This is a genomic window from Streptomyces achromogenes subsp. achromogenes, from assembly GCF_000720835.1.
In the GTDB taxonomy this organism is placed as follows: Bacteria; Actinomycetota; Actinomycetes; order Streptomycetales; family Streptomycetaceae; genus Streptomyces; species Streptomyces achromogenes.
In genome coordinates, this window is record NZ_JODT01000031.1 from 1 (window position 1) to 26,872 (window position 26,872).

Annotated in this window: 22 protein-coding genes and 1 pseudogene; 20 read left to right on the forward strand and 3 right to left on the reverse strand. The window is 71.4% G+C overall.

Going from position 1 to position 26,872, the window contains the following annotated elements:
* The 3 genes and pseudogenes from IH25_RS43025 to IH25_RS0127920 form a co-directional block, all read right to left on the reverse strand.
* Positions 1-3,751, reverse strand: a pseudogene (locus IH25_RS43025) (putative T7SS-secreted protein); the annotation flags it as partial.
* Entirely contained in the window at positions 3,751-4,401 is a 651-nt protein-coding gene (locus tag IH25_RS0127910) for a hypothetical protein (RefSeq protein WP_030616402.1), read from the reverse strand. The pseudogene IH25_RS43025 and the gene IH25_RS0127910, both read right to left, overlap by 1 nt.
* A gap of 357 nt (positions 4,402-4,758) precedes the next feature.
* Positions 4,759-6,477 (reverse strand): chitinase, encoded by a 1,719-nt coding sequence (locus tag IH25_RS0127920; RefSeq protein ID WP_037655731.1) that lies wholly within the window; start codon positions 6,475-6,477, stop codon positions 4,759-4,761.
* A gap of 371 nt (positions 6,478-6,848) precedes the next feature.
* Here IH25_RS0127920 and IH25_RS0127925 point away from each other — a divergent pair, with 371 nt between their 5' ends.
* The 20 genes from IH25_RS0127925 to IH25_RS0128020 all read left to right on the forward strand — a co-directional run bounded on the left by IH25_RS0127925 (position 6,849) and on the right by IH25_RS0128020 (position 26,836).
* Positions 6,849-7,670, forward strand: coding sequence for a hypothetical protein (locus tag IH25_RS0127925; protein ID WP_245172903.1), 822 nt, complete (start codon positions 6,849-6,851; stop codon positions 7,668-7,670).
* 59 nt (positions 7,671-7,729) lie between these two features.
* Positions 7,730-8,434 carry a Flp pilus assembly protein CpaB gene (gene cpaB, locus IH25_RS0127930; RefSeq protein ID WP_030616414.1) on the forward strand — a complete coding sequence of 235 codons (705 nt, stop codon included), beginning with the start codon at positions 7,730-7,732 and terminating at the stop codon, positions 8,432-8,434.
* A 9-nt stretch (positions 8,435-8,443) separates the two neighbouring features.
* On the forward strand, positions 8,444-9,679 hold the full coding sequence (locus IH25_RS0127935; RefSeq protein ID WP_030616417.1) for an AAA family ATPase: 1,236 nt from the start codon (positions 8,444-8,446) through the stop codon (positions 9,677-9,679).
* A gap of 104 nt (positions 9,680-9,783) precedes the next feature.
* On the forward strand, positions 9,784-10,113 hold the full coding sequence (locus IH25_RS0127940) for a pilus assembly protein (RefSeq protein WP_245172899.1): 330 nt from the start codon (positions 9,784-9,786) through the stop codon (positions 10,111-10,113).
* A 1-nt stretch (position 10,114) separates the two neighbouring features.
* Positions 10,115-10,501, forward strand: a complete 387-nt coding sequence (locus IH25_RS0127945; protein ID WP_030616425.1) for a TadE/TadG family type IV pilus assembly protein — start codon at positions 10,115-10,117, stop codon at positions 10,499-10,501.
* 19 nt (positions 10,502-10,520) lie between these two features.
* Positions 10,521-11,858 (forward strand): CpaF family protein, encoded by a 1,338-nt coding sequence (locus tag IH25_RS0127950; RefSeq protein ID WP_030616428.1) that lies wholly within the window; start codon positions 10,521-10,523, stop codon positions 11,856-11,858.
* Between the two features lie 10 nt (positions 11,859-11,868).
* Positions 11,869-12,813, forward strand: a complete 945-nt coding sequence (locus tag IH25_RS0127955; protein ID WP_030616431.1) for a type II secretion system F family protein — start codon at positions 11,869-11,871, stop codon at positions 12,811-12,813.
* Between the two features lie 12 nt (positions 12,814-12,825).
* Complete coding sequence (locus IH25_RS0127960; protein WP_030616434.1) at positions 12,826-13,713, forward strand: DUF5936 domain-containing protein; 888 nt, start codon at positions 12,826-12,828, stop codon at positions 13,711-13,713.
* Positions 13,714-14,282: 569 nt separating this feature from the next.
* Positions 14,283-15,959 (forward strand): sensor histidine kinase, encoded by a 1,677-nt coding sequence (locus IH25_RS0127965; RefSeq protein WP_342447381.1) that lies wholly within the window; start codon positions 14,283-14,285, stop codon positions 15,957-15,959.
* Positions 15,960-15,970: 11 nt separating this feature from the next.
* Positions 15,971-16,735, forward strand: coding sequence for a response regulator (locus IH25_RS0127970; RefSeq protein ID WP_030616439.1), 765 nt, complete (start codon positions 15,971-15,973; stop codon positions 16,733-16,735).
* Between the two features lie 113 nt (positions 16,736-16,848).
* A complete protein-coding gene (locus tag IH25_RS0127975; RefSeq protein WP_030616442.1) occupies positions 16,849-17,046 on the forward strand; it encodes a Flp family type IVb pilin in 198 nt (65 codons plus the stop codon).
* Complete coding sequence (locus IH25_RS0127980) at positions 17,043-17,759, forward strand: pilus assembly protein TadG-related protein (RefSeq protein WP_030616445.1); 717 nt, start codon at positions 17,043-17,045, stop codon at positions 17,757-17,759. Before IH25_RS0127975 ends, IH25_RS0127980 begins: the two co-directional genes overlap by 4 nt.
* 17 nt (positions 17,760-17,776) lie before the next feature.
* Positions 17,777-18,358 carry a hypothetical protein gene (locus IH25_RS0127985; protein WP_030616448.1) on the forward strand — a complete coding sequence of 194 codons (582 nt, stop codon included), beginning with the start codon at positions 17,777-17,779 and terminating at the stop codon, positions 18,356-18,358.
* 7 nt (positions 18,359-18,365) lie between these two features.
* Complete coding sequence (locus tag IH25_RS0127990; RefSeq protein ID WP_030616450.1) at positions 18,366-18,989, forward strand: OmpA family protein; 624 nt, start codon at positions 18,366-18,368, stop codon at positions 18,987-18,989.
* 279 nt (positions 18,990-19,268) lie between these two features.
* Entirely contained in the window at positions 19,269-20,945 is a 1,677-nt protein-coding gene (locus IH25_RS38680; RefSeq protein ID WP_051754158.1) for an NAD(P)/FAD-dependent oxidoreductase, read from the forward strand.
* A gap of 247 nt (positions 20,946-21,192) precedes the next feature.
* Positions 21,193-23,103, forward strand: coding sequence for a GMC family oxidoreductase (locus IH25_RS0128000; RefSeq protein WP_107058482.1), 1,911 nt, complete (start codon positions 21,193-21,195; stop codon positions 23,101-23,103).
* 92 nt (positions 23,104-23,195) lie between these two features.
* Positions 23,196-24,338 (forward strand): ferritin-like domain-containing protein, encoded by a 1,143-nt coding sequence (locus IH25_RS0128005; protein WP_051754159.1) that lies wholly within the window; start codon positions 23,196-23,198, stop codon positions 24,336-24,338.
* Between the two features lie 22 nt (positions 24,339-24,360).
* Positions 24,361-24,906 carry a hypothetical protein gene (locus tag IH25_RS0128010; protein ID WP_030616461.1) on the forward strand — a complete coding sequence of 182 codons (546 nt, stop codon included), beginning with the start codon at positions 24,361-24,363 and terminating at the stop codon, positions 24,904-24,906.
* A gap of 17 nt (positions 24,907-24,923) precedes the next feature.
* Entirely contained in the window at positions 24,924-25,841 is a 918-nt protein-coding gene (iolE, locus tag IH25_RS0128015; protein ID WP_030616464.1) for a myo-inosose-2 dehydratase, read from the forward strand.
* A 2-nt stretch (positions 25,842-25,843) separates the two neighbouring features.
* Positions 25,844-26,836: a sugar phosphate isomerase/epimerase family protein gene (locus tag IH25_RS0128020; protein WP_030616467.1), complete on the forward strand. Its 993-nt coding sequence runs from the start codon at positions 25,844-25,846 to the stop codon at positions 26,834-26,836.
* Positions 26,837-26,872 lie beyond the last annotated feature (36 nt).

Sequence of the window (26,872 nt, forward strand, 5' to 3'; positions counted from 1 at the left end):
GCGGAGTTTGGCGGTGCGGCGGCCCAGGGGGTCGTAGGTGTAGCGCCAGCGGGTGCCGTCCGGTGTCACCACCGACGTCAGGCGGTCCTCGGCGTCCCATTCGTAGTGCCAGGTGTCCGGCTTGCGGGACAGGCGGGTCTTCCGGCGCAGGGTGATGCGGCCCAGGGCATCGTGTTCGTAGCGGACGTTGCCGGCCCGGGTGATGCGCGTGCCGGTGTAGGAGCGGGGGCCCGTCGACTCCGCTCCGGGGTGGGTCGCCGGCCAGGCGGCTTCGGTCTGGTTGCCTGCCTCGTCGTAGGCGTAGCGTTCCGTCCAGCCTGCCGCGTGGACCGCCGTCACTCTGCCCGTCGCGTCCAGGGTGCTGGACCCTCCGGCCGCCGGCGCCGGTCACCGACTGGGTCGTCAGGCGGCCCAGCGGGTCGAAGGACTGCTCCAGGGTGATCGTTCCGCCGACCAGGCGCTTCAGTTCGTGCCCGGCCTCGTCGTACGTGAAGTCGATCGTCCGGCCCGATGCCACCATGGCTGTGCGGCGGCCCGCCGCGTCGTACGTCCACGTCGTCTTCGCCCCGGTCGGGGTTACCCGGCTGATGCGGCGGCCCAGGGCGTCGTAGGTGTACGTCACCGTGCGGCCGTCGACCGTCTCCGAGCGCAGGCGGCCGTGGCGGTCGCGCAGGAGGGACACAGTCGTGCCGTCCGGGCCTACCGCGTGGGCGAGTTGGTCGGTCAGGTCGTAGGCGTACGTCGTGGTGCCGTTTGGTGTGGTCTTGCGGAGTACCTGGCCGAGGGCGTTGCGGGCGAACGTCGTCTCCTCGCCGAGGGCGTTCCGCCGTGCCGCCAAACGGCCTGCCGCGTCGTACTCGTACGTCAGCGTGCGGTGGTCGAAGTCCGTTTCCCGGGCCAGGTGGCCTGCAGGGTCGTACTCGTACGTCCAGGTCAGGCCCTGCGGGTTGGTGACCTTCGTCAGGCGCAGCTCGGTGTCGTGGGTGAACTCGTAGCGGACGCCGTCCGGGCCGGTGCGGGCGGTCAGCAGGTCGAAGTGGGTGTACTCGAAGCGGGTGACGCCGCCGAGGGGGTCGGTGTGGGTGGTGCAGTTGCCCTCGCCGTCGTACGTCCACGTCTCCGTCGTGCCGTCGGGGGCCGTGCGGTGGGTCAGCCGGCCCTCCACCGTCCATTCCAGGCGGGTCGTCGCGTCGGCCGGGTCCGTGATCGCGGTCGGGAGGCCGAGGGCGTTGCGTTCACAGCGGGTGGTCGCGCCCAGGGGGTCCGTCACCTGCACCGGGAGGCCCGTGCGGTCGCAGACGACCGTTGTCGTGTGGCCCAGCGGGTCCGTCACCGAGGTCAGGTGGCCGGCCTCCGTGTAGGTGAAGCGGGTCGTCTGACCGGCCGGGTCCGTCACCGACGTGCGGTTGCCCCGCTCGTCGTACGTCTGGCGGATCACCGTGCCGTCCGCGTTCACCACCCTCACCGGCAGGCCCAGAGCGTTGTACTCCGCCCTCGTCTCGCGGCCGTCCGGGCGGACCACCCGCGTCAGGTTGCCCGCCTCGTCGTACTCGAACGCCGTGGTGTGGCCCAGCGGGTCGGTGATGGACAGCAGGCGATGGTGGCGGTCCCGGCGGTAGTGGGTGGTCGCGCCGAGCGGGTCGGTCTCCGCGACCACCTGCCAGGTGTCGTTGACCAGGTAGCGTCGGGTGTGACCCTCGGCCGTCGTCACCGTTGTCGTCCGCAGGCCCGTCTCCGGGTCCGGGTCGCCGTAGCTCAGGCGCAGCGCCATGTGGCCCGCCTCGCCGGCCTCCGCGACGCAGCGGTCCTGCTCGTCGTAATCGTAGGTGTAGCCGCGGTCGTTCGTGTCCGTCCAGGACGTCACCCGGCCCCGGTCGTCGTAGCCGAAACGCAGCGCCAGGCCGGAGGAGTTGACGACCTCCGTCAGGTTGCCGTCCGTGTAGCCGAAGCGCTTCAGTTCCTCGCCGGTCGCGGCCAGATGGTACGCCGTGACGCGGCCCGATTCCGTTGTGACGCGGACGCCCTGGCCGGCGCTCGTGTGCACGCCGCGCGGGGTGCCTTCGGTGTCGTACTCGAAGGTGATCCAGTTGCCGTTGCGGTCGTCGATCTGTTCCAGGAGGGCCAGGTCCGGGCCTCGGTCGGCGAAGTGGCGTACCCGGCCGGTGTGCGGGTCCGTGATCGTGTAGCCGCCGTCCACCCGGTCCAGGGTGAGGCGGGGGCCGTGGCTCGCCAAGGTGGGCAGGCCGGGTGCCGGGTGGGGGTACGAGAGAAGGAGGCCGTCCTCCGTGACGTAGACGACTCCCTCCGCGTCGACCTCCAGGCGCTCGTCCAGGGTGGAGGACCAGGAGGGGCCGAACCAGCGGCCCAGGTGGTAGCCGGACTCCACCCGGCGGGTCAGCAGCAGGGGGAGTACGCCGGGGAGCGTGACGTCCGTCTGCGGCAGGTACATCCTGCCGGTGGCCACGTTGACCGGGTCGCCGCAGCCCTTGGTGCTGTTCTGGTCGTGAGAGTGCTTCGGCGGGTCGTTCTCGACCGTGTCCCGGGCCGACTTTCCGGCCGCGTCCTCCGCGCCTTGTCCGACCGCGTTGCGGGCGCCCTTGCGCGCCCCTTGCTCAGCGGCTTCCTCCACGCCTCTCTTCAGTCCGAGGCGCAGTCCGCCGCGTGCCAGTCCGGCGCCCTTGCTTCCGATGAGTTCGGGTACGAGGCGGCCGAGGAACTCGGAGGGGTCTTTGCGGAAGGTGTCCCACATGGCTTTCGCGGCCTGGTCGGGGTGGGCGGCGGTGGTGACCAGGCCGGAGAGCGTCATGCTGACGTTCTGCAGGTAGGCGGCGGGGTGGGTGAGATTGTAGGGGTCGACGGGGTTGACCCCGCGGACGAAGGTGACCAGGCCGGCGGTGCCCTTGATCATCCCGCCGGCGAAGTGGGACAGTTCCAGGCTCGTGGCCACGGCCCCGTCCATCACGTCGGTCTTCAGGCGCTCCAGTGGCGGGGGTTCGGCCGGTGCGTGTGCCATAGCCGAGCGGACCTTGGCCTGAGCGTCGGTGGCGGCGGTGTTGCGCTGCTCGCGGGCTTTGGCCAGCTGGTGGAACGCGGCCTGCACATCGGCCTTGCCCGGGTCCTGGAACTCGCCCGGCGAGGGCCCGGGGTCCTCACCCGCGTCCGCTTTCGCCTTGTAGGCGGCGACCTTCTCCTGGTGGGCCTCGAACGCCTCCTTGGACGCCTTTACGCCTTTGTTGTACCGGCGGACGGCCTCCTCGGCCTGCTTCTGCGCCCACGTGACGGTGTCGGCGTACGCCTCCAGCGCGCCGGCCGCCGTCCGGCACGCCTCGGCCGCCTGCGCCCACTTGGCCGGGTGCACACCGAACTTCTCACGGAAGGCGTCCCCGCCCTCACCCTGCCAGCCGGAGGAGTCGACCTTCCTCAGCCCTTGTCCGACCCGGTCGAACGCACCGTGGAAGTCCCGCAGGTGCTTGGCGGCCTCACGGATCTTCGACGGGCTGCCGTGGACGAGCTCGTCGGCCTCCTCGCTCTCACCGAGCTGCTGCTCACCCGGCGTGGCCCCCAGATCGGAGGCGACCCCGTCTCCCCAGTCCTCCACCACGTCGGCCCACTGGTGCGCCCCGAGACGGTCCAGGCCCTCACCGATCTTGTCGGTGGTGTAGTCGACACCCTTGCCCAGCCACTTCTTGCCGCCGTCGACCAGGTGCTCACCGCCGTCAAGGATCTTGTTGGTGATGTTCCCCAGGCCCATCAGCCCTCACCCCCCGCCTGGCCGGCGGCCCGCGCGCGGGACTCGGGGGAGGGGTCGAAGGTCTCGGCCAGCATCTCCTCGTACCGCTCGGCCGAGACACCGAACCTCTCCTGCATGTCCTCCCGGTCCAGGCCCGGCAGGGCGGCCTGGTCGGAGGTCAGCACCTCATAGGAGGCGTCCGCCCAGCCCTGCCTGCTGTTCGCCCACGCCTGCCGGAACGACTCCTGGCTGTAATCCACCCCCGAACCGGAGTCCACGATCTGATCCCAGCTCCTGTTCTGCACCTCCTCCTCGGAGGCGTACGGGTTGCCCACGACCGCGTTCCCGGCGACCTTGAAAGCACCCCTCACGTACTGGTCCGTCTCGTGGTACGTGCCCGCCGCCAGACCCGTCTTCGCCGCGAAGTCGTTCCCCTCGACCACCAGCGCCCGCACCCCCCACTCCCAGCGCTCGCAGAACGACGCGAACTCATCCGTCAACCCCTGATGACCCAGTTCCAGACCCGACAGCGCCAGACCGGAAAAGCCCCGCCCGGCCCCCGCCCGGCTGTCCATCCCCAGCTCCTTCAGCTCCCCCAGCGCCTCGGTCAGACCCTGCGCGATCAGGCCCAGCCCCTGCGTCGTCAGGTCCTTGCCCCCGCCTCCGCTCACCGCACGTCCCCCGTCCCGCCGTCGGCGTCCACCGCCACCCCATCCGGCACGATCCCCCGTACATCGGAACTCACCCGGTAGCGCCGCCGACTCGCGCCTTGCGCGCGCGCTTTCCTCGGCGGCCTCTGTCGGCGGGGCTCGGACGCGTCCACGTAGTCGTACAACCGTGACCTGCGTGTCTGCCCCACCGAGTCGGTCTCTCCCCCGTGTTCGGCCATGGCCGGGATCATCACACCGCTGTGGCGGTGGGGCCAACGCGATACCCGGGCGAGGGATCGAGTCCGGCCATCTCGGGGCGTACGCGGCGGCGCCCGGACCGTGGGGTGGTCCGGGCGCCGGGGGAGGGGACGGGGGCGGTTACGGGAGGGCGTGGACGTGGGCTCCCACGCTGGTGGACCAGGCGTTGCCCGAGGCCGCGTCCCAGTTGGTGGACCAGGTCATCGCGCCGCGCAGGTCGGGGTAGGTCTTGGACGGCTTGAAGGTGCCGCAGTTGGCGGCCTTGGTCAGGCAGTCCAGGGCGTTGTTGACGACCGCCGGGGAGACGTAGCCGCCGCCCGCCGCGCGGGTGGAGGCCGGCAGGCCGAGGCCGACCTGGGACGGGGACAGGCCGCCCTCCAGCTGGATGCAGGCCAGCGAGGTGAGGAAGTCGACCGTGCCCTGGCTGTAGACCTTGCCGTCACAGCCCAGCATCGAACCGCTGTTGTAGTACTGCATGTTGACGACCGTCAGGATGTCCTTGACGTTCAGGGCCGTCTGGAAGTACGAGTTCGACGTCGACTGCATATCGATCGTCTGCGGGGCCATCGTGATGATCAGGGACGGGCCCGCCTTCGCCGACAGGGACCGCAGGGCCTGCGTCATGTACGTCGCGTTCAGGCCGTTCTCCAGGTCGATGTCGACGCCGTCGAAGCCGTACGTCTGCATCAGGCCGTACACGGAGTTCGCGAAGTTGGCGGCCGAGTTGGCGTCGCTGACCGACACCGAGCCCTTCTCGCCGCCGACCGAGATGATGACCTTCTTGCCGGCCGCCTGCTTGGCCTTGATGTCCGCCTTGAACTGGTCGACCGTGTAACCGCCGAGGCCGGCCGAGTCCAGGTTGAAGGTCACCGCGCCCGGGGTCGACGTGGCGTCCGCGAAGGACACCGCGATGATGTCGTAGGCGGCGGGGACGTCCGACAGCTTCTGGACCGTGGCCCCGTTGTTGAAGTTCTGCCAGTAGCCGGTCACCGCGTGCTTGGGCAGGGAGCCGCCGCCCCCGCCGCCCGAGCCGGCGGTCGTCGTGCCGGTCACGGTCGCCGACTTCGCCGACTCGCCCGCCGCGTTGGTGGCCGTCACCTGGAAGGAGTACGCCGTGGAGGCCGCGAGGCCGGTCACCGTCGCCGAGGTGCCCGACACCGCCGTGACCTTCGTACCGTCGCGGTAGACGTTGTAGCCCGTCGCGCCGGTCACCGCCGACCAGGACAGGGAGACCGAGGACGACGTCGTCCCGGTGACGGTCAGGCCGGCGGGGGCGGCCGGGACCGTGGGGGACGGGTTGCCGCCACCGCCGCCGTCGGGGCCGTAGACGGAGAGGTCGTCGGCGTAGTAGGCCGCCTGGCCGTACCAGCCGTGGGTGTAGACCGTGACCGAGGTGGTGGAGGAGCCGGTGGTGAACGTCGTCTGGAGCTGCTTCCAGGACGGCGTGTCGGGGGTCCAGGTGGAGACGTCCGTGGTGCCCGTGCCCGTCACGCCCAGGTAGGTGTAGCCGCCCTGGACCCACGCGCTCAGCGTGTACGTCGAGTTGGGCTTGACCGCGACCGTCTGGGAGCACTTGGCGGTGTCCTGGCCGGCCGGGGTCGCCTTCAGCGCGCCGGTGCCGCCGTGCACGGGGGACGTGACCGTCGCGCCGCTGCCGGCCGTGCACGTCCAGTCGGTGAGGCCCGACTCGAAGCCCGCGTTCCGCACGTTGTTCACGTCCGCCGCCGAGGCGGGGGAGGCCGCGGCGAGGCCCGCGACCGAAAGGGCCAGGGCGGTGGCGGCGGACCATGCCGCGAGGCGCCGTCCGGTGGGTCTGGATATGCCTGGTGCGCGGTCCACTGAAGCCTCCGGTGGGGAGTCGGGCAGGGGAGAAGAGGGGAGAGAGAGGACGGTGGCCACCGCTCGCCCTACAAGTTGGTCCAGACCAATCCGGGGTGTCAAGAGGTCCAGACCGGATTGGTTCCGAGTCGACGGCTCAACCCGTGCCGGCCCGGCGGCTCAACCTGTCCTGGTTTGGCGGGGCTTGCGGCGGGAGAGTTCCCCACCGGCTTCCCCCACGCTGTTCTCCCGGTGATACGGCCGTGGATACAGTGCTCGGGTAGTCACGCAATGAAGTCGTCCCGGCGCACCGGAGTGATGCCGGTGGGCCGACGGATGGGAAGAGCGGAGAGCTGCGCGTGCCAACAGCCATTGCCGTGACCAGCGCCGACATGGCGCTGCCGGCGCAGGACGAGCGGACCGTGCCCGCCGTCGTGCTGACCGGACTCGACCGCGGGCCGCTGGACGAGGGCCTCGCCGGACTCCACCGGCTCACCGAGCAGTACGGATACGTGGTCGTCGTCTGTTCCGAGGCCACCCCGGAGCCGGTCGTCCGGCGGCTGCACACCCTGCGCGCGCTGCTGGAGAGCGACCGCATCGCCCTGTTCCGGCCCGCCCTGCCCCCGCTCGGCGTCGCCGTCCTGGCCCGGCAGTTACGCCAGCTCGCCTCCTGCGAGCTGAGCCCGGGCGTGCTCGCCTCCGCCGGGCGGCTGCTCACCCACTACATCCACGCCGGCGCCGTCCTCGGCTCGGTCGCCCGGCTGGACCGCGTCCCGGTCGGGCTGAAGGCGCACGCCAGATCATGGGTGCCCGGCAGCCAGTTCGCCGTCCTCGCCCACCCCGAACCGCAGGTCGTCAGGGTCGGCCCCGAAGCCACCCTCAAGGGACCGGAGTTCGGCACCTGGATGCTCGTCGCCAAGGGGCAGTCGCACAGCGACTGGGTCGCCGGCCTCGGCACCCGGTGGGGCGTGCACGGGGTGCGCGAGGCCCCGCTGCCCGCCGAGTCCCCGGTCTGGTGGGGGACCGGCCGCCTGGTCGAGTTCTGCGGCTACCTCGCCGACCTGTCCGTCCTGTACCAACTGGTCACCTCCGTACGGCAGACCCGCTGTCACTGGTGCGGCCTCGACGTCATAGGCGACCGCTGCGTCTTCTGCGGCGCCATCTCCCAAGTCTCCGCGTCCCCCCGCGCCCTGGAAGCGCGAACGCCCGCCTGACCTGCGCGAACCTGACCCGTCCCGCTCGAGTCGATCCCCCCGATGAGGTTGCACGGTCCATGAACTCCCGTCAGCGCCGCGGCGTGATACTGCTGATCCTGTCGGCCCTGTGCGCTCTGGGCGCGTTCGCCGGCGTGCTCTCCTTCGTCCACGACGTGAACACCAAGGTCGGACCCGAGACCACCGCCTACCGGGTCAGGTCCGAGGTGAAGCCGTACACCACCCTGGACGCGGACCAGTTCGAGAAGGTCGAGATGCCCAGGCGGTGGCTGTCCGGCAACGCCGTCACCGACCTGGCGCAGATCCGCGGCAAGATCGCGGTGACCACCCTGCGCGCGGGCTCCCTGCTCCAGACCGACATGATCGTGGACCGGCCCGCCCTCCAGCCCGGCCAGCAGGAGGTCGCCATCATGATCGACGCGGCGACCGGCGTGGCCGGGAAGATCACCCCCGGCTCGCGCGTCAACGTCTACGCCACCTTCGAGGGACGCAAGGAGGGCGACCCGGACCAGTCGAAGATCATCGTCACCAACGCCCGGGTGCTCGACGTCGGCCGGATCACCGCCCTCGAACCCGACGACGACAGCCGCCGCCGGCCCACCGACGCCGTTCCCATCACCTTCGCGCTGTCCACCCTCGACGCCCAGCGCGTCACCTACGCCGAGTCCTTCGCCCAGCGCGTCCGGCTCGCGCTCGTGGCACCCGGCAGCGAGACCAGCGTCCCCGACCAGGACCGCACCTACGAACTCGCGACGGACAAGTGAGAGGCGGCCATGCCCACCAGGATCCTCCCGGCCGGCGCGGACCCGGACGCCGTCCGCTCCCTCACCACGCTGCTCAGCCAGCTCCCCGACGCCGAACCGCAGCCCCCGGTCACCGACTCCACCCAGCTGGTGGACACCCTCGCCCGGCTGGCCGCCGAGTCGGTCGACGAGCTGCCCGAGGTCGTCGTCGTCCACGAACGCATCGGCCCCGTACCGGCGCTGGAGCTGATCCGCGAGGTCGCCTTGCGCTTCCCGGCCGCCGGCGTCGTCCTCGTCACCAGCGACGCGAGCCCCGGCCTGTTCGCCGCCGCCATGGACTCCGGCGCCCGCGGCCTGGTCGGACTCCCGCTGTCGTACGAGGAACTGGCCGGCCGGGTGCAGGCGGTCGCCCAGTGGTCGGCGGGGGTACGGCGCCACCTCGGGCACGGGGCGGAGACGCCCGCCGGGGCCGGGGGCACCGTCGTCACGGTCAGCGGCGCCAAGGGGGGCGTCGGCGCCACGCTGACCGCCGTCCAGCTGGCCCTCGCCGCCCAGGCCTCCGGCCGCGCCACCGCGCTGGTCGACCTGGACCTGCAGAGCGGCGACATCGCCTCCTACCTGGACGTCCAGTTCCGCCGGTCGGTGGCCGACCTCGCCGCCATCACCGACATCTCGCCGCGCGTCCTGGCCGACGCCGTCTTCCGCCACGACACCGGGCTCGCCCTGCTCCTCGCGCCCGCCGAGGGCGAACGCGGCGAGGAGGTCACCGACCGGGCCGCCCGGCAGCTGATCGGCGCCCTGCGCTCGCGCTACGAGGCCGTGGTCGTGGACTGCGGCGCCCAGCTGAGCGGGGCCGGCGCCGCGGCCGTCGAGACGGCCGACACCGCGCTGCTGGTCACCACCCCGGACGTGATCGCCGTACGCGCCGCCAAACGCACCGTACGGATGTGGGACCGGCTCCAGATCCGCAAGGCCGAGGAGACCACGGTCGTCGTCAACCGGCACACGCGCGGTACGGAGATCCAGCCCGCGCTGGTGCAGCGCATCACCGGCACCGCGCTCGCCCGGACCGCCGTCCCCGCGGCCTTCAAGGAGTTGCAAGGGGTCGTGGACGCCGGACGGCTGCACGAACTCGACGGCAGGAGCACGGTGAAGCAGGCACTGTGGGCGCTCGCGGCGGAGCTGGGACTGGCCAGGGCGGGGGAGCAGCCCTCGCACCGGGGAACCGGCCGGGCCGCGGTGGGCTTCAGGCGGCGGAAGGAATGAGCGGCGCCATGGGAAGGCCGGACGGGGACCGGGGAGACGGGGTCGGGGGAGACGCGGTCCGGGCAGCCGGGGACCGGGGACAGGTCAGCGTCGAATTGCTCGGCATGACCCCGCTGATCCTGCTGACGCTGGTGCTGATGTGGCAGGCCGTGCTGGTGGGCTACACCTTCACGCTCGCCGGGAACGCGGCCGACGAGGCGGTGCGGGCCGCCACGGCGGCGCCCCGGGGCGGCGCCCGGCAGGCCGCCTGCGCCGAGGCCGGGCTCAAGCACCTGTCGGGGGCCTGGCGGGGGGACGCGTCGGTGCGGTGCAGCACCTCCGGCCACGTCACGGCCGACGTCTCCGTCAGGGTCCCGGTCCTCTTCCCGGGCGTGATCTCCTTCCCCGCCACCGTGCACGGCCACGCCGGGGCCGTGGAGGAGGTGACACGCTGAGATGCCGTACCGCCGAGCGCGCGCCGAGACGCCGTACCCCTGGACACGCGCCGGGAGGCGAGCGCGCGACCGGGGGCAAGTCGCCCTCGAATACCTGGGGTTCATCCCCGTCCTGCTGATCGTCGGACTGGCCGGGGTCCAGCTCGGTGCCGTCGCCTACGCCGCCGAGCAGGCCGGTACGGCGGCCCGGGCCGGGGCGCGGGCCGCGTCCCTGGACCGGTCCTACGCCGAGGCCTGCGCCGACGCGGTGAGCGGCGTGCTGGACGTGTCCTGCTCGGCCGCCGAGGGCGAGGACACGGTGACCGTCACCGCCACCGTCCGCATCCCCGCCCTCGTGTGGGACCTGGGCGACGCCACCAAGTCCGCGACCATGCCGCTCGACCACTGACAAAGGAGGCGACAGACCCATGAGCCTGCGGGCACGCATCAGCGCTCCGGAGGAGCACGGCAGCCGGGGCGAGGACGGACACCTGGTCGCCTCCTACCGGGCCAAGCTGCTGGAGGAGATCGACCTCGCGGAGATGAGCGCGCTGGCCGCCGCCGAACGCCGGGCGCGCCTGGAGCGGGTGCTCGGGCACATCATCAGCCGCGAGGGACCGGTCCTGTCCACCGTCGAACGGGCCCAGCTGATCCGACGGGTGGTGGACGAGGCGCTGGGTCTCGGCATCCTCGAACCCCTCCTGGAGGACGCGTCCATCACCGAGATCATGGTCAACGGCCCCGACGCGATCTTCGTGGAGCGGGGCGGCCGGGTAGAACAGCTGCCCCTGCGGTTCGTCTCCGCCGACCAGCTGATGCAGACCATCGAGCGGATCGTGTCGACGGTCAACCGCCGCGTGGACGAGTCCAACCCGATGGTGGACGCCCGGCTGCCCTCCGGCGAGCGGGTCAACGTCATCATCCCGCCGCTGTCCCTGACCGGCCCGGTGCTCACCATCCGCCGCTTCCCGCGCTCCTTCACCCTCCAGGAGCTGATCGGCTTCGGCTCGCTGGACGAGCACATGGTGTACCTGCTGGCCGCCCTCGTGCAGGCCAAGTTCAACATCATCGTCTCGGGCGCCACCGGCACCGGCAAGACCACCCTGCTGAACGCCCTGTCCGGGCTGATCCCGCCGCACGAACGCATCATCACCATCGAGGACTCCGCCGAACTCCAGCTCCAGCAGAGCCATGTGGTCCGCCTGGAGTCCCGCCCGCCGAACGTGGAGGGAAAGGGCCAGGTCACCATCCGTGACCTGGTCCGCAACTCGCTGCGCATGCGGCCCGACCGGATCGTGGTCGGCGAGGTCCGCGGCGGCGAGTCCCTGGACATGCTCCAGGCCATGTCCACCGGCCACGACGGCTCGCTGGCCACCGTGCACGCCAACAGCGCCGAGGACGCCCTCACCCGGCTCCAGACCCTCGCCTCGATGTCCGACGTCGAGGTGCCCTTCGTCGCCCTGCACGACCAGATCAACAGCGCCGTCGACGTCCTCGTCCAGCTCACCCGGTTCGCCGACGGCGCCCGCCGCATCACCGAGATCGCGCTGCTCGACAGCCACGGCGGGGAGCCGTACCGGCTGGCCACCGCGGCCCGTTTCGAGGCGCGGCCCATGACCCCGGACGGCCGGGTCCACGGTGCCTTCCGGCACTTCCCGCTCCCGCGGCGCACCGCCGACCGCCTCTACATGGCGAGCCAGCCCCTCCCGCAGGCCTTCGGCGTGGCCCGCTCCGCCGACCAGCTCGCCACCCGAGAAGCCAGGTAGGACCCCCACCATGTCACCGAGCACCCTCGCCCAGCTCGCCACCGGTGCCACCCTGCTGGCCTGCGTCCTGGCCGTGGCCGGCGTGCACGCCTACGCCTTGGGCCGGGCCCGGCGCGCCGCCCTCGTCGACCGCCTCGCGCACACCGGCCCGCCCCCCGCGACCGGGCGCAGACGCCGCTTCACCGCCCTGGACCGGCGGCTGCGCCGCACCCGGTTCGGCCGCTGGCTGGAGCGGCGCCTGGCCGCGACCGGGCTGAGCGTCACCCCCGGCGAGTTCTTCGCCGCCATGCTCGCCGCCGTCGCCGCGCTGTGGCTGATCGGCCAGGCCACCCTGGCCCCCTTCTTCGGCCCGCTCGCCGGACTCCTCGGCATCGCGGCGGCCCTGCAGTTCCTCAACTGGCAGCGGCAGAAGCGGATCGAGCGCTTCATCGGCCAACTCCCCGAACTCGCCCGCATCCTGGCCAACGCCACCCACGCCGGCCTCGCCCTGCGCACCGCGATCGGCATGGCCGCGGAGGAGCTGGAGGCCCCGGCCGGCGAGGAACTGGCCAAGGTCGCCGACCAGTTGACCATCGGCCACTCCATGGAGGACGCCCTCGGCGAGCTGGCCGATCGGCTGCCCTCCCGGGAACTCGTCGTCCTGGTCACCACGCTGGTGCTGTCCAACCGGGCGGGCGGGCAGGTGGTCTCGGCGCTGCGCAACCTGACCGAGACGCTGGAGGAGCGCAAGGAGACCCGGCGCGAGATCCGCACCCAGCTCTCCCAGGTGACCATGACCTCGTACGCCGTACCCGTTCTCGGGGTCGGCGCGTTGTTCCTGATGAACGGCGTCAAGGACGGCGCGCTCGACCGCATGACCGGCTCCCCCGCCGGCCAGGTCTGCGTGCTCGTCGCCTTCGTCATGTACGCCGTCGGCTTCGTCCTGATCCGCCGGCTCAGCCGGATCGACGTCTGAGGGAGGTGACCCGTGGAGCTCCTGCTCGCCCTGCTGACGGGCGCCGGTGTCTGGGGCGTCTTCGCCGGCCTGCGCATGTACCGCGCGGACGCCCGGCTCCCCGCCGACCTCGCCGTCGCCCTGGAGGTCGGCGCCACCCGCACCGGCGTGGTCGGCTCGGTCGTCGACCGCCTCGGCATGCGCTGGGCACCGCTGGTGCTGCGCCTGATGGGGCCGCGGCTGGTCGCCCGCTACCGCCGCAGGATCGACCTCGCCGGCAACCCCGGCGGCCTGACCATCGACCGCTACGCCGCCCGCCGCGCGGTCTACGGCGCGCTGGGCGGCGTCGGCTTCCTGGTCTTCCTGCTGCGCGGCCAGTGGTTCGTGGCGCTGCTCCTGCTGGCCTTCGGGGCGCTGTGGACCGAGGTCGGGCTCTGGTCGGCGATCCGGGTCCGCAGACAGGTCATCGAACGCACCCTGCCCGACTTCCTGGACGTGCTGGCCGTGGTGGTCAGCGCGGGCCTCGGCTTCCGCCAGGCCCTGGACCGGGTCGCCGCCCGCTACGAGGGCCCCTGGGCCGACGAGTTGCGCATCACCCTGCGCCAGATGGACCTCGGCATGAGCCGCCGCCAGGCTTTCGCGGAGCTGCGCCGGCGCAACGACTCCGAGCAGGTGGCGATGTTCGTGACGGCGTTGCAGCAGGGCGAGGAGCTGGGCGCGCCCATCGTGGACACCCTGGTCTCCCTGGCCAAGGACATGCGGCGCACCGACGCCCAGAACGCCCGCCGCAAGGCCGCGCGGGCGGTGCCCAAGGCCACGCTGATGATCACCACGTTCATGGTCCCGGCGACGATGCTGCTGCTGGGCGCGGGCCTGCTGCTCGGCTCCGGCGTCGACTTCGGCTCGCTCACCGGGAAGTGAGGACGGACGTGACGGCGATGGGGGTGACGGGCAGGGGGGCGCGCTTACTGGAGCGGTTACGCGGGACGGGCAACGGCCCCCGCCGGACAGGACCGGGGCGCCCTGGCGCCGGCGACCTTGGGGCGCGACCGGGGCGCCTTGGCGCGGAGGGTTCCGGGGGGCGACCGGAGCGTCCTGGCGCGGAAGGCTCCGGGGCGCGACCGGGGCGTCTTGGCGCGGAGGGCCTTGGAGTGTGGCCGGGGCGTTCTGGTGCCGAGGAACCCGGGGCGTGGCCGGAGCGGGTGGGTGCCCAAGGTTCCGGGGTGCGGCCGGAGCGGGTGGGTGCCCAACGCTCCGGGGTACGGCCGGGCGGGGCAGGTGCCGGAGGCTTCCGGGCGTGGGTGCACGGCACGGGCGGCGGGCCGCGCTGGGCGTGGGTGCGCGGCATGGGTGGCGGACCACGCCGGGCGGAGCCGGGGCGTCCTGACGCCGAGGAACCCGGGGCGTGGCCGGAGCGGCTGGGTGCCCAAGGTTCCGGGGTACGGCCGGGCGGGGCGGGTGCCGGAGGCTTCCGGGCGTGGGTGCACGGCATGGGTGGCGGGCCGCGCTGGGCGTGGGTGCGCGGCATGGGTGGCGGACCGCGCCGGGCGGAGCCGAGGCGTCTGCGTGCCGGACGGCGCTGGGCGCTGCCGGGGCGTCTCGGTGCCCCACACCTCCCGGCGCGGCCGGGCCGGGCGGCGCGCGAGCCCGTTCCGCCGGCCGAGGCCGTTCCGCCGGTCGAGCCCGGCCTGTCGGTCGAGTCCGGCCCGTTGGTCGAGCCCGGCCTGTCGGTCGAGTCCGGCCCGTTGGTCGAGTCCGGCCCGTTGGTCGAGTCCGGCCTGTCGGTCGAGCCCGGCCTATCGGTCGAGCCCGGCCTCTCGGTCGAACCCAGCCCGCTGGCCCAGCCCAGCCCGTTGGCCGAGCCCACCCCGCCGGCCGAGCCCGCCCCGCCGGTCGAGCCCGTTCCGTCGGTCAAGCCCTCCGAGAAGCTTCAGGTCAGCGCTCTTCAGGCGATGTGCCGGCAGGTCTTCGGGTTCCGGCTGGCCATGATCGTCGTATCGGCGCCCGCCGCCCTGCTCAACGCGGCCCCCGGGCTGGGCGTCCGCCTGGCCGGCGCGGCCGTGGTCGTCACCGTCATGGTGTCCTACGTCCTCTTCCGCGACTGGGAGCGCTTCGGCCCCCTGCTGCTGCGCCACCCGAGCCTGCTGGCCGCCGACACCCTCTTCGGCTCCTTCCTCCTGGTCTCGGCGGGCCCGGACACCACCCTCGCCTACGTCAGCGTCTGCACCCCCCTGCTGGCCGGCCTGGTCTACAGCTGGCGCGGCGCGGCCTGCTTCGCCTCGCTGCAAGCCCTGATCCTGCTCGTGGTCCACACCGCCCTGAAGGCCGGCCGGCCCGAGCCCGTCGCCGAGGCCCTGCTGCTGCCCGGCCTGTGCGTCATCGCGGGCGCCATGGGCTCGACCCTGCGCAACCTGATGCTCCGCTTCGGCGCCGCGACCGAGGCGCTGACCACCGCGCGGGCCCGGCTCGCGGCGGCGGAGGCGGTGAGCGCCGAACGCGCCCGGCTGGCAAGGGAGATGCACGACTCCGTGGCCAAGACCCTGTACGGCGTGGCCCTCGCCGCCGACGGACTGGCGGCGACCGCGTCGGCCGGCGCCCCGGACCCCGCCCGCATCCGGCGGCAGGCGGAGCTGGTGTCCCGCTCGGCGCGCCGGGCGGCGGCGGAGTCCCGGGAGCTGCTGGCCGACCTGCGCCGGGACCCGGAGCGGGCGCCGCAGGAGATCCCGCTGTGGCGACTCCTCGCCCACCGGACCCGGGAGTTCGGCCGGCGCACCGGCCTGGAGGTCACCTGCCACTGGCCGGCACACCACCCCGCCCCCTTCCCGGCCCTGCCCGCGCCCGTGGCCCGGCACGTCCTCGCCATCGCCACCGAGGCCCTGGAGAACGCCCACCGCCACGCGCGCGCCGGCCGGGTGGACGTACGGGTGACGCTCGACGGACACCTGCTCGGCCTCGCGATCCACGACGACGGCACCGGCCTGCCGCCCGGCACCACCCTGGAACGGCTGCGCGAGCAGGGTCACTTCGGGCTGCTCGGCATGGTCGAGCGGGCCGCGCAGGCGGGCGCCCGCATCCGGATCGGCAGGGGCACGCACGACCGGGGCACGGAGGTACGCCTGGACATCCCCCTGCCCCGGCCCGCGCCCCGGACCCCCGTCAACCCCTGAGAGGAGGCACCATGCGTCCCTTGCCCGGCACCCCCCGGCCCGGCTTTCCACCGCCGGCCCCGGACACCCCGCCCCTGCGGCTGCTGATCGCCGACGACAACCCCGTGGTCCGGGCCGGCCTCGTGGCCCTGCTCTCGGCCGGCGCCGGGACCACGGTGGTGGCCGAGGCCCGGGACGGCCGGGAGGCGTACGAGGGTGCGCTCCGGCACCGGCCGGACGTCATCCTGCTCGACGTCCGCATGCCCGGTGTGGACGGCATCTCGGCACTGCCCCACCTGGTGCCGCTGGCCCCCGTCATGATGCTCACCTACAGCCACGAGACGCAGACCGTACGGGAGGCGCTGCGGCTGGGGGCGGGCGGCTACCTGGTGCACGGCGAGTTCACGACGGAACAGCTGGTGCGGGCGGTACGGGACGTACGGGAGGGACGCCCGCACGTGACGCCCGGGGCGACCAGGGCGTTACTGACGGCACTCCGGTCCGATGCGACTGCACACACCAACCTCAACTCCGTTGAAAAGTCGGCCATTTCCGAACCCCAGGCTCTTTCGCAGTTGCAACCACCTGTGGGACATTCGTTCCGCTCCCGGTTCCGGCTGAGTGAGAGGGAGGCGGAGATCATGGACCTCATCGCGTCCGGCATGACCAACCAGCAGATCGCCGCCGCCTGCTTCATCAGCGAGAAGACGGTCAAGAACCACATCAACCGCATCTTCGCCAAGCTCCACAGCACCACCAGGTCCCAGGCGACCGCCAAGTGGCTGGGGGTGGCGTGAGATGACGGCGCGGCGGAGCGAATGGGTCCGCGGTTGGGCCCTGGGGCCCTTCGGGGACGGGGGCGGCCGGCCGTACGGTGCCCGGACCGGAGGCGAAGCTGGAGGGGAAGACCGTGAGCAAATGGTTCCGCACCACCGCCGCGTATCTGCAGTCCCGGGCCGCGCGCGGCGACCGGGGACAGACCGCGGTGGAGTACCTCGGCATCATCGCGGTGGTCGTCGCGATCGTCCTGGCGATCACCGGCACGAGCATCGGCCAGTCGATCTACGACGCGATCACCAACAAGATCGCCGAGGTCACCGGCGGCTGATCCACGCACGGCACGACAGGGGGCAGGCCTTCCCCATCTACCTCACGGTGGTGGCGGGCCTGCTCTTTCTCGCGTTGGCCTACCTCGCGGTCGGCCAGGCGGCCGTGAACCGCGGCGGCGCCCAGACGGCGGCGGACGCGGCGGCCCTGGCGGCGGCGCAGGAGACCCGCGACCAGCTGGCGGACCTGTGGCGGGAGAACCTGGACGACCCGGCGAGCTGGGGGGCCATCTTCGAGGGGGCGGGCGCCGGCGATTCCTGCTGGCGCGCCGACCAGCTCGCCGCGCTGAACGACGCGGCGGTGCGCTGCGCGTTCGACGCGCCGCTGAGCTATGTGGTCGACGCCCGGACGAACAAGTCCGTCGGCGACTCCGTCGTACCCGGCACCGAGAACGTGCACGCGACGGCGCACGCCAGGGCCGTCATAGAACCGCTCTGCACGCCGCCCGAGACCCGGCCCGGGCCGCCCGGGGACCCGACGGGACCGTCCGGCGATCCGACGGGACCGCCCGGACAGGGGTCCCCGTCGCCCGGGGACGGGTCCCCGCCCCCGGGGGACGGGCAGCGGCCCCCCGAGCCCGGCGACACCCCGCTGCCCCCGCTCACCTGCGAGGACAAGGTCTGGCATCCCGAGCCGGACGACACCTCGGAGCTGCCGGGGCCCGAGGACCTCTTCGACGTCCACCTGGCCGACTCCCCGGCGAACGACCGATGACGAAGGAAGCGACAGTGATGAGCATGCGGTTCGCTGCGAAGGCCCGCAGGGGGCTGGTCGCCTTGACCGTTGCGGCCGGTCTGGCCGCCGGGGTGACCGGCTGCGGGGGAGGCGGGGGCGGGGACGACAAGCCGAGCGGACCGGCGTCCGCCTCCACCGCCGACGGCCCGGGCCCGAGCACCCAGGAGGGCGAGTCCGAACAGCCGCTGGCGGAACTGCGCGGGTCGGACGGCCTGTTGCTGCGGATCACCTCCGCCGAGCGCGACGCGGGCGGTTTCGTGACGGTCAACGGCACGCTGAAGAACGACGGTGCCCGGACCGCCGTCATCCCCTCCGCGCTGAGCGGCAACGAGACCGAGATCATCAAGAACGGCAGATCGCTCGGCGGGGCCACGCTGGTCGACCCGAAGGGCAAGAAGCGGTACTACGTGCTGCGGGACACCGAGGGCCGGCCGCTGACGACCACCGGCTTCACCACCCTGAAGTCCGGCGCCACCCTGGCCGTCTTCATGCAGTTCCCGGCGCCCCCGGCCGGCGTGACCGAACTGGACTTCCAGCTGCCGACGTTCACCTCCGCCGGCCTCAAGGTCTCCGGGTGAGGCACACGTGACCACCACACCCCGCCTCGCCCTCGCCGGCGCCCTGCTGCTGTGCCTGCTGCACCTGCCCGCCACCCCGGCCGCCGCCGACTCCACCGGCCCCGGCGAGCCGCCCCTCACCGAACCCACCGCCGCCGCCCCCGTCGACGTCGACCCCACCGACCCCGACCTCAAGCTCCCCGAGGGCGCCACGCTCGCCGAGGCCAAGGTGCTGGACATCAAGCTGGTCGTCGAGGAGCAGAGCGGCGACGAGCGGCGCGAGGACACCAACGCCGACGTGACCTTCGCCCTCCAGGCCGAGGTGCTGTTCGGCAAGGACAGCGCCAGTGTGGGGGAGGAGGCCAAGACCCGCATCGCCACCATCGCCGAGGAGATCAGGAAGCAGCGCGCCACCCGGGTCCGCGTCTTCGGCTTCACCGACAGCCTCGGCACCACCACCCACGGCGTCGCCCTGTCCAAGCGGCGCGCCAACGCCGTACAGGCCGTACTGGACCAGGACCTGAACACCCCGTCCATCACCTTCGACGTCCGCGGCTACGGCGAGCAGTACCCGATCGCCGACAACGCCACCGAGGCCGGCCGGAAGAAGAACCGCCGGGTGGAGGTGTCGTTCCCCCGCACCGGCCAGTGACCGCACTCAGCACGTGGAGACCCCGACAGCACAGGGCAGACGCCGACGCCGAGGCCGCGCAGCAGTTGCCCTCCTGGTGCGCCGTCCGCTGATCGGGTGAGGCTCCGCGCGCCTCCGTGCCGGTTGTGCCGCGGGCAGTGATCTTGGGGCGAGGCCGCCCGCTTCTGGTGGCCGCACTGGCGGCATGGCAGTGCCCTGACGCTCCGCCGTCGCCCGTCCTCGACACGCGTCCGCACTCGCGGACCGCGGTGCCCTGACCGCGATGCTGAAGGAGCTGTGATGCCCGGCACCACCGACCGACGCGCCACCGTTGTGGTGGCAGGCGCAGACCGCTGGTCGGCGCAGGACCTGGCCGAACGGATCGAGCGCTATTTCGCCGGTGCCTACGAGGTGCTGAGCGCGGCCACCCGTGGTGAGGCCGAGCAGGTACTGGAGGGCGCCGCGTCGGCCGGACGGCGTGTCGCGGCCGTGGTGGCGGCGGAGGACCTGCCCGACGGACCGGGCCTGGACCTGCTGCGGGAGACCGGCGCCGTTCCGCCCGCGGGGCGCCTGCTGCTGTCCGACAGCGCTACCCGGGCCGGCGGTGAGGTCCAGAACGGCATCCAGGTCCTGCCTGCCCGTCCGGACGAGGACGACCTGTGGCCGCGGCTGGAACGGATGCTCTACGACACGGCCCCCGAGGACCAGCAGAAGGTACTGGTCGAAGGCGACCGCCGCGATGCCGCCGTGTACCGCGTGGTCCGTTTCCTGCTGCTCAACCACGTCCCGTTCGCCGTCCGGGACAGCCCCACGGGGCAAGCGGGGGTCATCGTGAGGATCGATGAGCGACAGTGGCGGAACCCGCCGCTGATCGCCCTGGCCGAGGCGCTGCACCTGACCAGGTACAGCGGCGGCACCGACTACGACGTGGTCGTGGTCGGCGGCGGGCCGGCGGGGCTGACCGCGGCGATCAACCACGCCGGCCTGTTCGGCCACAAGGTGCTGATCGTCGAGAACGAGGCGCCCGGCGGCGCGGCCGGTACCGCCGTCAACGTCATCGACAACCACTTCGGCTTCCCCGACGGCATCGTCGCCGGTGAGCTGGCCCAGCGAGGACTTCACCAGGCGCTGAACATGAAAGTGGAGTGGCTCCCCGCCTGCCGGGCCGAGAGTCTGTCGACGCTGGAGAAGCGCGATGCCGGCGACGGGCAGCCCCCGCTCAGGCGCCTGCAGGTGACAGCGCGTCGCGACGACGGCCGGCCGGTCGGACTGAGCGCCGCTGCCGTGGTGGTGGCCTGCGGAGCGGCCGCCCGCCGCCAGGGCGGGAAGCACGAGCGCGATTACGAGGGCCGCGGCGTCTACTACATGGCCCTGCCCGCGGACGCCGAGCAGGTCTCCAAGGACGACTCGGTCGTGGTCGTCGGTGCCGGCGACACCGCGGGTCGCGCCGCGCTGATGTTCGCGCAGAAGTCCACCAAGGTCACCCTGGTCGTCCGCGGCACCCTCGAAGGCTCTGTGATGCTGCCGCGACTGGTGGCGCGCATCAAGCAGTCCGGCATCGTGGTCCGCGAGAAGACCGAGATCGCCGAGTACGTGGGCACGAACGGGCGGCTCACCGACGTGCGGCTGCGGACGCTCAACTCCCTGGAGACCCTGCCGGTGCGCGCGGTGTACGTGCTGATCGGCGCGGACCCGGACACCAAATGGCTCCAGAGCGCAGGCGTCCAGTTGACCAAGGGGTACGTGGCCACGGGTACCGATGTCACCGGTACGGCCGTACCCGCGTACGCCACCAGTGTGCCGGGGGTCTTCGCCGCCGGAGACGTGCGGTACCGCGGGGTGCGTCGCATCGCCATGGCCGCGGGAGAGGGAGCGGCGGCCGCGCTGGCCGTCCACAACTACTTCACCGGCCGCGCCCAACTCCTGCGGATGGACGGCGACACGGCCAACGCGGCGCTGGGCGCCTACTACGCCTGACCAGTCCCGGATTCCCGTCGAACGCCGAAAAGGCTCACCGGTTACGCCCGACGGTGGATTCACCGGCAAGATCCCCGCTGCGGTGAACCGGAATGACAGCGGCATATGCAAGCCTCGTATCGAGGCCCTCCCCGCGATCCCCCAGTGAATCGACGCATCCGTTCTGACGGCTGGTCGGGGCTGAGAGCGGGCGTTTCGCCCATAACCGGGGTGAGTTCACCCCCAGACCCGACAAGGGGCGTCAAAGATGTCTTACGACGGTACGGACCAGGTGGTCTTTCCAGCCGGTGCCGCGACGCAGACCAGCGCCGCGGAGGCAGCGCAAGGCGAGTGGGATGCCGTGGTCGTCGGTGGCGGCATGGCGGGTTCCATCGTCGCCGAGCAGCTGGGCCAGGCAGGCTACAAGGTGGTGATTCTCGAAGCCGGCCCCGGCAAGGACCTGGACCTCGCCGAGTACGAGTCGTACCTGTCGCGGTTCTACGGCGCGGTCGTCAAGGACAACCAGTCTCCGTACCCGTTCAACCCGAATGCCCGGATGCCCAGGAGCACCGACACCATGCCGGTGGATCCGAGCACGCCCCGAGACGACTTCTACCTCGTGCAAGAGGGCGAGTACTGCACGGACACCACCTTCACCCGGGTCCTCGGCGGCACCTCCATGCACTGGGAGGGCAAAGCGCTGCGCATGCTTCCCGAGGACTTCGACCTGCGGACCAAATACGGCCAGGGCCTGAACTGGCCGCTCGGCTATGACGACCTGGAGCCCTACTACCGCAAGGCCGAGGCCGAACTGGGCGTGGCCGCCGAAGTCGAGGACCAGGCATACCTGGGAATGCATTTCCCGAAGGGATACGTGTTCCCGATGCACCGCATGCCGCTGTCGTATCTCGACCAGACGGTCGCCCGGGGCGTGGACGGCATGCGGGTCACCCTGGCGGACGACGAATACACACTCCAGGTACGGAGCTTTCCGCAGGCCCGCAACGGCGTGCCGAACGCCGCGTACGACGGCGGCAAGGGCTTCGTCCCGGTCGGCGCGGTCAGCACGAGCCAGGCGGAAGAGGGCGAGCGCTGCCAGGGCAACACCAACTGTGTGCCGCTCTGCCCGGTGCAGGCCAAATATCACTCGGGAAAGACGCTGGCCAAGGCGCTCAGCAGGGGCAACGTCGAGATCGTGACGCAAGCCGTCGCGTCCAAGGTCGAGATCAACGAGCATGACCGACGAGTGGCCGGGATCACCGTCAAGAAATACGAGTCGCTCGACTCCGAGAAGTACGAGGAGTACACGGTGAAGGGCACCGTGTACATCCTCTGCGCGCACGCCATCGAGAACGCCCGGCTCATGCTGGCCTCCGACATGCAGCGCATGAGCCGCAGCAAGCTGATCGGCCGCAACCTGATGGACCACGCGTACCTGCTGACCTGGGGTCTGCTGCCCCAGCCGGCCGGCACGATGCGAGGCACCACCTGCACGGGCGGGATCACCGACCTGCGCGGCGGGCGATTCCGCGCGTCCCAGGCCGGATTCGGCGTGGACATCCACAACGACGGCTGGGGGTGGGCGACCGGCTCGCCCTACACGGACCTGGTCGAACTCGTGGACAAACGGGGCCTGCGCGGGCGGGACTTGCGCAGGACACTCGGGAACCAGATCTCCCGGCAGCTTCTGCTGGCCTTCATGATCGACCTGCTGCCCGACAGCAGCAACACGGTCACCGTGGACGAACGGTACAAGGATGCCCTCGGCAATCTGAAGCCGGTCGTGTCCTTCAAGATCCCGCCCTACACCATGCGGGGCGCCGCGTTCGCCCGCAAGCTCGCGACCGACATCTTCGAGAAGCTCGGCGCCGAGGACAGGACCACGTACGACAAGGACAGCTACAGCGCCGTCGAACACGACGGCCAGTGGTACAACATCGTGGGCGGCAACCACCTGGCGGGCACGCACATCATGGGGACCGACCCGGCGCACTCCGTGGTCGACCACACCCAGCACTCGTGGGACCACGAGAACCTCTACCTGGTCGGGCCGGGCAGCCTGCCCTCGATCGGGACGTCCAACATCAGCCTGACCATGGCGGCGCTCGCCTTCCGCAGCGCGGGCCACATCGTCAGGCACCTGCGTGCCGCGAAGGCGCCGGCCGTCGTCCGCGCGTAGACGGCTCACCGATCGGCGCGTCGCACGCGACACCGTGATCGGCGGGTCGCCCGCGACGCCACCCACCGCCCACCGCCCACGATTGGGGGAACATGTCCGTTCCAGAGGCAGAGCCCGCTCCGGACCCCAAGATCAAGACCATCGAGGAGCTGTACGACTACCTCTACAAGGGGCTCCAGCTGGAGCATGCGACGCTCCCGCCCTATCTGACCGCGCTCTACTCGCTGCATCCGGGGAAGAACTCGGATGCCCGGCATGTCATCAGGGTCGTGGCCGTCGAGGAGATGCTGCACCTCACCCTGGTCGCGAACGTCCTCAACGCCGTGGGCGGGAAACCGGACCTCACCAAGCCGGGATTCGTGCCGAATTACCCGACGCGTCTGCCGTGTGGCCCCGATTACTTCGATGTCCACCTCCGGCCGTTCTCGCGGGAGGCTCTCGACACGTTCCTGAAGATCGAAAAGCCTCCGGAGGCGGCTACCGAGGCGGACCGGTTCGTACCGGTGGACTGGACGGCCCTCGGACTGACGTCCGACGGAGCGCCGCCGCCACCGGCGAAACTGGCGGAACTCGAGGAGTCCGGGACGATCTTCGGCCTCGTGCCGGGAGATCCAGCCATGCGTTTCTCGAGCATCGGTGAGTTCTACGAGGAGATCATCCGGGGCATCAACCACCTGGAGGACCAGGCCCGTCAGGCAGGGACGACGATTTTCACCGGCGATCCCGCTCGCCAGGTGACCCCCGAGTACTACTACTCCGGTGGCGGCGACGTGATCGAGGTGACGGGCCGCGACACCGCGGTCGCGGCACTCACCCTCGTCGCGGAGCAGGGCGAAGGGCTGCACGGCGGCATCTTCGACAGCCAGGATGAACTCGCCCACTACTACAGGTTCCAGCAGCTGGAAAAAGGAAGGTACTACCAGAAGGGCGATGAGCCGGACTGTCCTTCCGGCCCGGAGCTGAACGTCGACTGGGGTGCCGTCTATCCGGTGAAGCCGGACATCAAGCTGGCGGATCTCGCGGCAGACCCGGAAATCCTGGCGGCGGCCAAGGAATTCAACCAGTTCTACGCCACCTTCCTGACCAGCGTCAATCTGGCCTACAACGGCCGGCCCGACCTTCTGCTTAAGGCGGTCTGGGAGATGTTCCGCATGCGCGACAGCATGAACCGGCTCATCCGCAACCCGCTCACCGGGCATTCCGGGGCGAACGCCGGCCCGACATTCGAGCTCTAAGACCGTCGACGGAGGCGGGATCATGACGCAAAGCACGGACGCGGAGAACAAGCTGCGCGAATTCGTGAAGTTCTCTGCCACTGTGACCGGGTTCAGCGAGTTCGACCTATGGGGAACCGGTCAGGCGGAGGCGTACTACGAGACGGCCGTGAATCAGGAAGGGCAGGAGGCGATCGAGAAGGCGATGGCTTCCGATCCCTCCGCCGTCCCCGCCGATCCGGTGGTGGGAAGCATCGTCAAGCTCTGGTACGTCGGCGTCTGGTACGGCCCGGAACTGGCGGGACGCATGGACGTGGCGGCCTGGACGGCGCCCGGGCGCAGCGGAGCGAAGCCCGCCGTCCCGGATGACAGCCGGCCCGAGGGCAGCCGCCCCTGGCTGGCCGCGTCCGGACGACACCAGGCCGGGGAAGAGCGCGCGCACGGCGGAGACGGACGCGAACCCCTGTTCGTCGTCTCCCCCGACGCCTACACCGAGGGACTGCTGTGGCGGGCGATCGGCGCCCACCCGTCCGGCGCGAAGGCGCCGGGCTACGGATCGTGGGTCAATCCGCCCGTATTCGAGGACTGACAAGAGGAGAAAGTGCCATGACCAGCACCGTCCCGAACCTGGGCCCCGACAAGGTGTCACTCGGCGTCACACCGACGCTGTGGTGGAACGACGACTTCCCGCTGATCGACATCGGGATCCCGTTCGAGCAGTGCGTGAGCGAGATGGCGCTCGCGGGATTCCAGGGCTGCAGCATCGGTCACAAGTACCCGGCCGACCCCGCCGTACTGAAGAAGGCACTCGACCTGCGCGGACTGAAGGTGTCCGAGCCCTGGGTGAGCACCTACTTCACCATCGGCGAAAAAGACCGGACCATCGAGAACTTCAAGAGGCAACTGGAGTTCCTCGAGAAAGTGGGCGGCAGGGACATCGTGGTCGCGGAATTCGGGCTGTCGTCACACCTGCAGCCCATCCCGGTCTTCACGCACCGCCCCGAGTTCACCGACAGAGAATGGGATCTCCTCACCGGCGGGCTCAACGAGATCGGCAAGCTCGCCGCGGACAGAGACATGCGGCTCTGTTACCACCATCACATGGGCACCGGCGTGCAGACGGCCGCGGACATCGACAGGTTGATGGCGGACACCGACCCGGACCAGGTGCATCTGCTGTTCGACACCGGGCATCTCCGGTTCGCGGGCGACGACCCGCTCGAGACCGCCGAAAAACACAAGCAGCGGATCAAGCACGTTCACCTCAAGAACGTCCGCCAGTCCGTGGCCGACAAGGTGAGGAGCGACCACCTGTCCTTCCAGGAGGGCATCCTGCAGGGCGTCTTCACCGTGCCCGGAGACCCGGAAGGCGCGATCGACTTCGAGCCCGTCCTCTCGACGCTGGGGGAAGCCGGCTTCGAGGGATGGCTGGTCGTCGAGGCCGAACAGAACCCGGCGACGGCACACCCGCTGACGTACGCCAAGACGGCCCGTGGTTACCTCGCCGAAGTCCTGGGATGGTAGCGATGAGCACACACGACATCTATCTCAGCTTCTTCATGTTCACCGTCGACCTGCACCCGGATGATTCCCGGTACACCGAGGTCGTCGTCCGGCACATGACGGAGCTGCGGGACATCGGGTACACGGGCTTCGACGTGCCCGTCTTCCCGAACGGCGGGGGCGACCCCCAAGCGGACGTACCCCGCTACGAAAAGCTCAGGAAGGCTCTCGACGAAGCCGGCCTGGAGAACGTGGGTCTGACCACCAACGTGGCCACGACGCCGGCCTGCGACCCCACCTCGCCGGACCCCGAGAAACGCGAGGCGGCCCTGGCCTACCTCAAGTCCCGGGTGGACATCACAGCGGCCCTGCGCGGCACCATCATGGCGGGCCCCGTCCTGTTCCCCTACAACGTGTTTCCCACCCTCAACGGCGTACCGCTGTGGAGTGACGCGCTGCAGGACTGGCTGCGGCCCCGGTACGACATCGCGCGACCGCTCTTCGACCGGCTCGGCGCCTACGCGGAGGAAAAGGGCGTCCGGGTCGCCATCGAACCCGTCGACCACTGGGAGACACCGGCCCCGAACATGGTGCGCGACGTGCTCGACTTCCTCGCGGGCGTGCAGGGTCCGCACATCGGCGTGTGCGTGGACAGCTCCCACGTCGTCCTCGGCAGCAGCGGCCCGGAGGCGTACCGCCGCGACATCCGGGACGCCGCCGAGCAGCGGCGCCTGCACTACGTGCAGGTGTCCCCGCCGGACCGCGGCGAGGTCGCGGACAGCTGGATCCCCTGGCGCACGTTCCTCGATCCCATCCTGCCCGAGTACGACGGACCGCTGCTCATCGAGGTCTTCAACGCCATCCCGGCATTCCTCGACTCGTTGCGGCTGACAAGGCGGAAGTTCTGGATCCCCGGGGAGGACGAGCCGGTCGCGGGCGTGCCGAGCGCCTACGAGGTCGCCGAGGACGCGATCAGGAAACTGCGCTCGGAGCTGGCCACACCGCACACGGCCTGATCCGGGCCGCCCACCGGCCACGGCGCCGCTCCCCGG

Coding starts and splice junctions, on each gene's coding strand:
- IH25_RS0127945 (WP_030616425.1), top strand. CDS start 10,115: ATGCCGTACCGCCGAGCGCGCGCCGAGACGCCGTACCCCTGGACACGC.
- IH25_RS0127955 (WP_030616431.1), top strand. CDS start 11,869: ATGTCACCGAGCACCCTCGCCCAGCTCGCCACCGGTGCCACCCTGCTG.
- IH25_RS0127985 (WP_030616448.1), top strand. CDS start 17,777: ATGAGCATGCGGTTCGCTGCGAAGGCCCGCAGGGGGCTGGTCGCCTTG.
- IH25_RS0127940 (WP_245172899.1), top strand. CDS start 9,784: ATGACCCCGCTGATCCTGCTGACGCTGGTGCTGATGTGGCAGGCCGTG.
- IH25_RS0128000 (WP_107058482.1), top strand. CDS start 21,193: ATGTCTTACGACGGTACGGACCAGGTGGTCTTTCCAGCCGGTGCCGCG.
- IH25_RS0128005 (WP_051754159.1), top strand. CDS start 23,196: ATGTCCGTTCCAGAGGCAGAGCCCGCTCCGGACCCCAAGATCAAGACC.
- IH25_RS38680 (WP_051754158.1), top strand. CDS start 19,269: ATGCCCGGCACCACCGACCGACGCGCCACCGTTGTGGTGGCAGGCGCA.
- IH25_RS0127970 (WP_030616439.1), top strand. CDS start 15,971: ATGCGTCCCTTGCCCGGCACCCCCCGGCCCGGCTTTCCACCGCCGGCC.
- IH25_RS0127950 (WP_030616428.1), top strand. CDS start 10,521: ATGAGCCTGCGGGCACGCATCAGCGCTCCGGAGGAGCACGGCAGCCGG.
- iolE (WP_030616464.1), top strand. CDS start 24,924: ATGACCAGCACCGTCCCGAACCTGGGCCCCGACAAGGTGTCACTCGGC.
- IH25_RS0128020 (WP_030616467.1), top strand. CDS start 25,844: ATGAGCACACACGACATCTATCTCAGCTTCTTCATGTTCACCGTCGAC.
- IH25_RS0127965 (WP_342447381.1), top strand. CDS start 14,283: ATGGGTGGCGGGCCGCGCTGGGCGTGGGTGCGCGGCATGGGTGGCGGA.
- IH25_RS0127925 (WP_245172903.1), top strand. CDS start 6,849: ATGGCGCTGCCGGCGCAGGACGAGCGGACCGTGCCCGCCGTCGTGCTG.
- IH25_RS0128010 (WP_030616461.1), top strand. CDS start 24,361: ATGACGCAAAGCACGGACGCGGAGAACAAGCTGCGCGAATTCGTGAAG.
- cpaB (WP_030616414.1), top strand. CDS start 7,730: ATGAACTCCCGTCAGCGCCGCGGCGTGATACTGCTGATCCTGTCGGCC.
- IH25_RS0127935 (WP_030616417.1), top strand. CDS start 8,444: ATGCCCACCAGGATCCTCCCGGCCGGCGCGGACCCGGACGCCGTCCGC.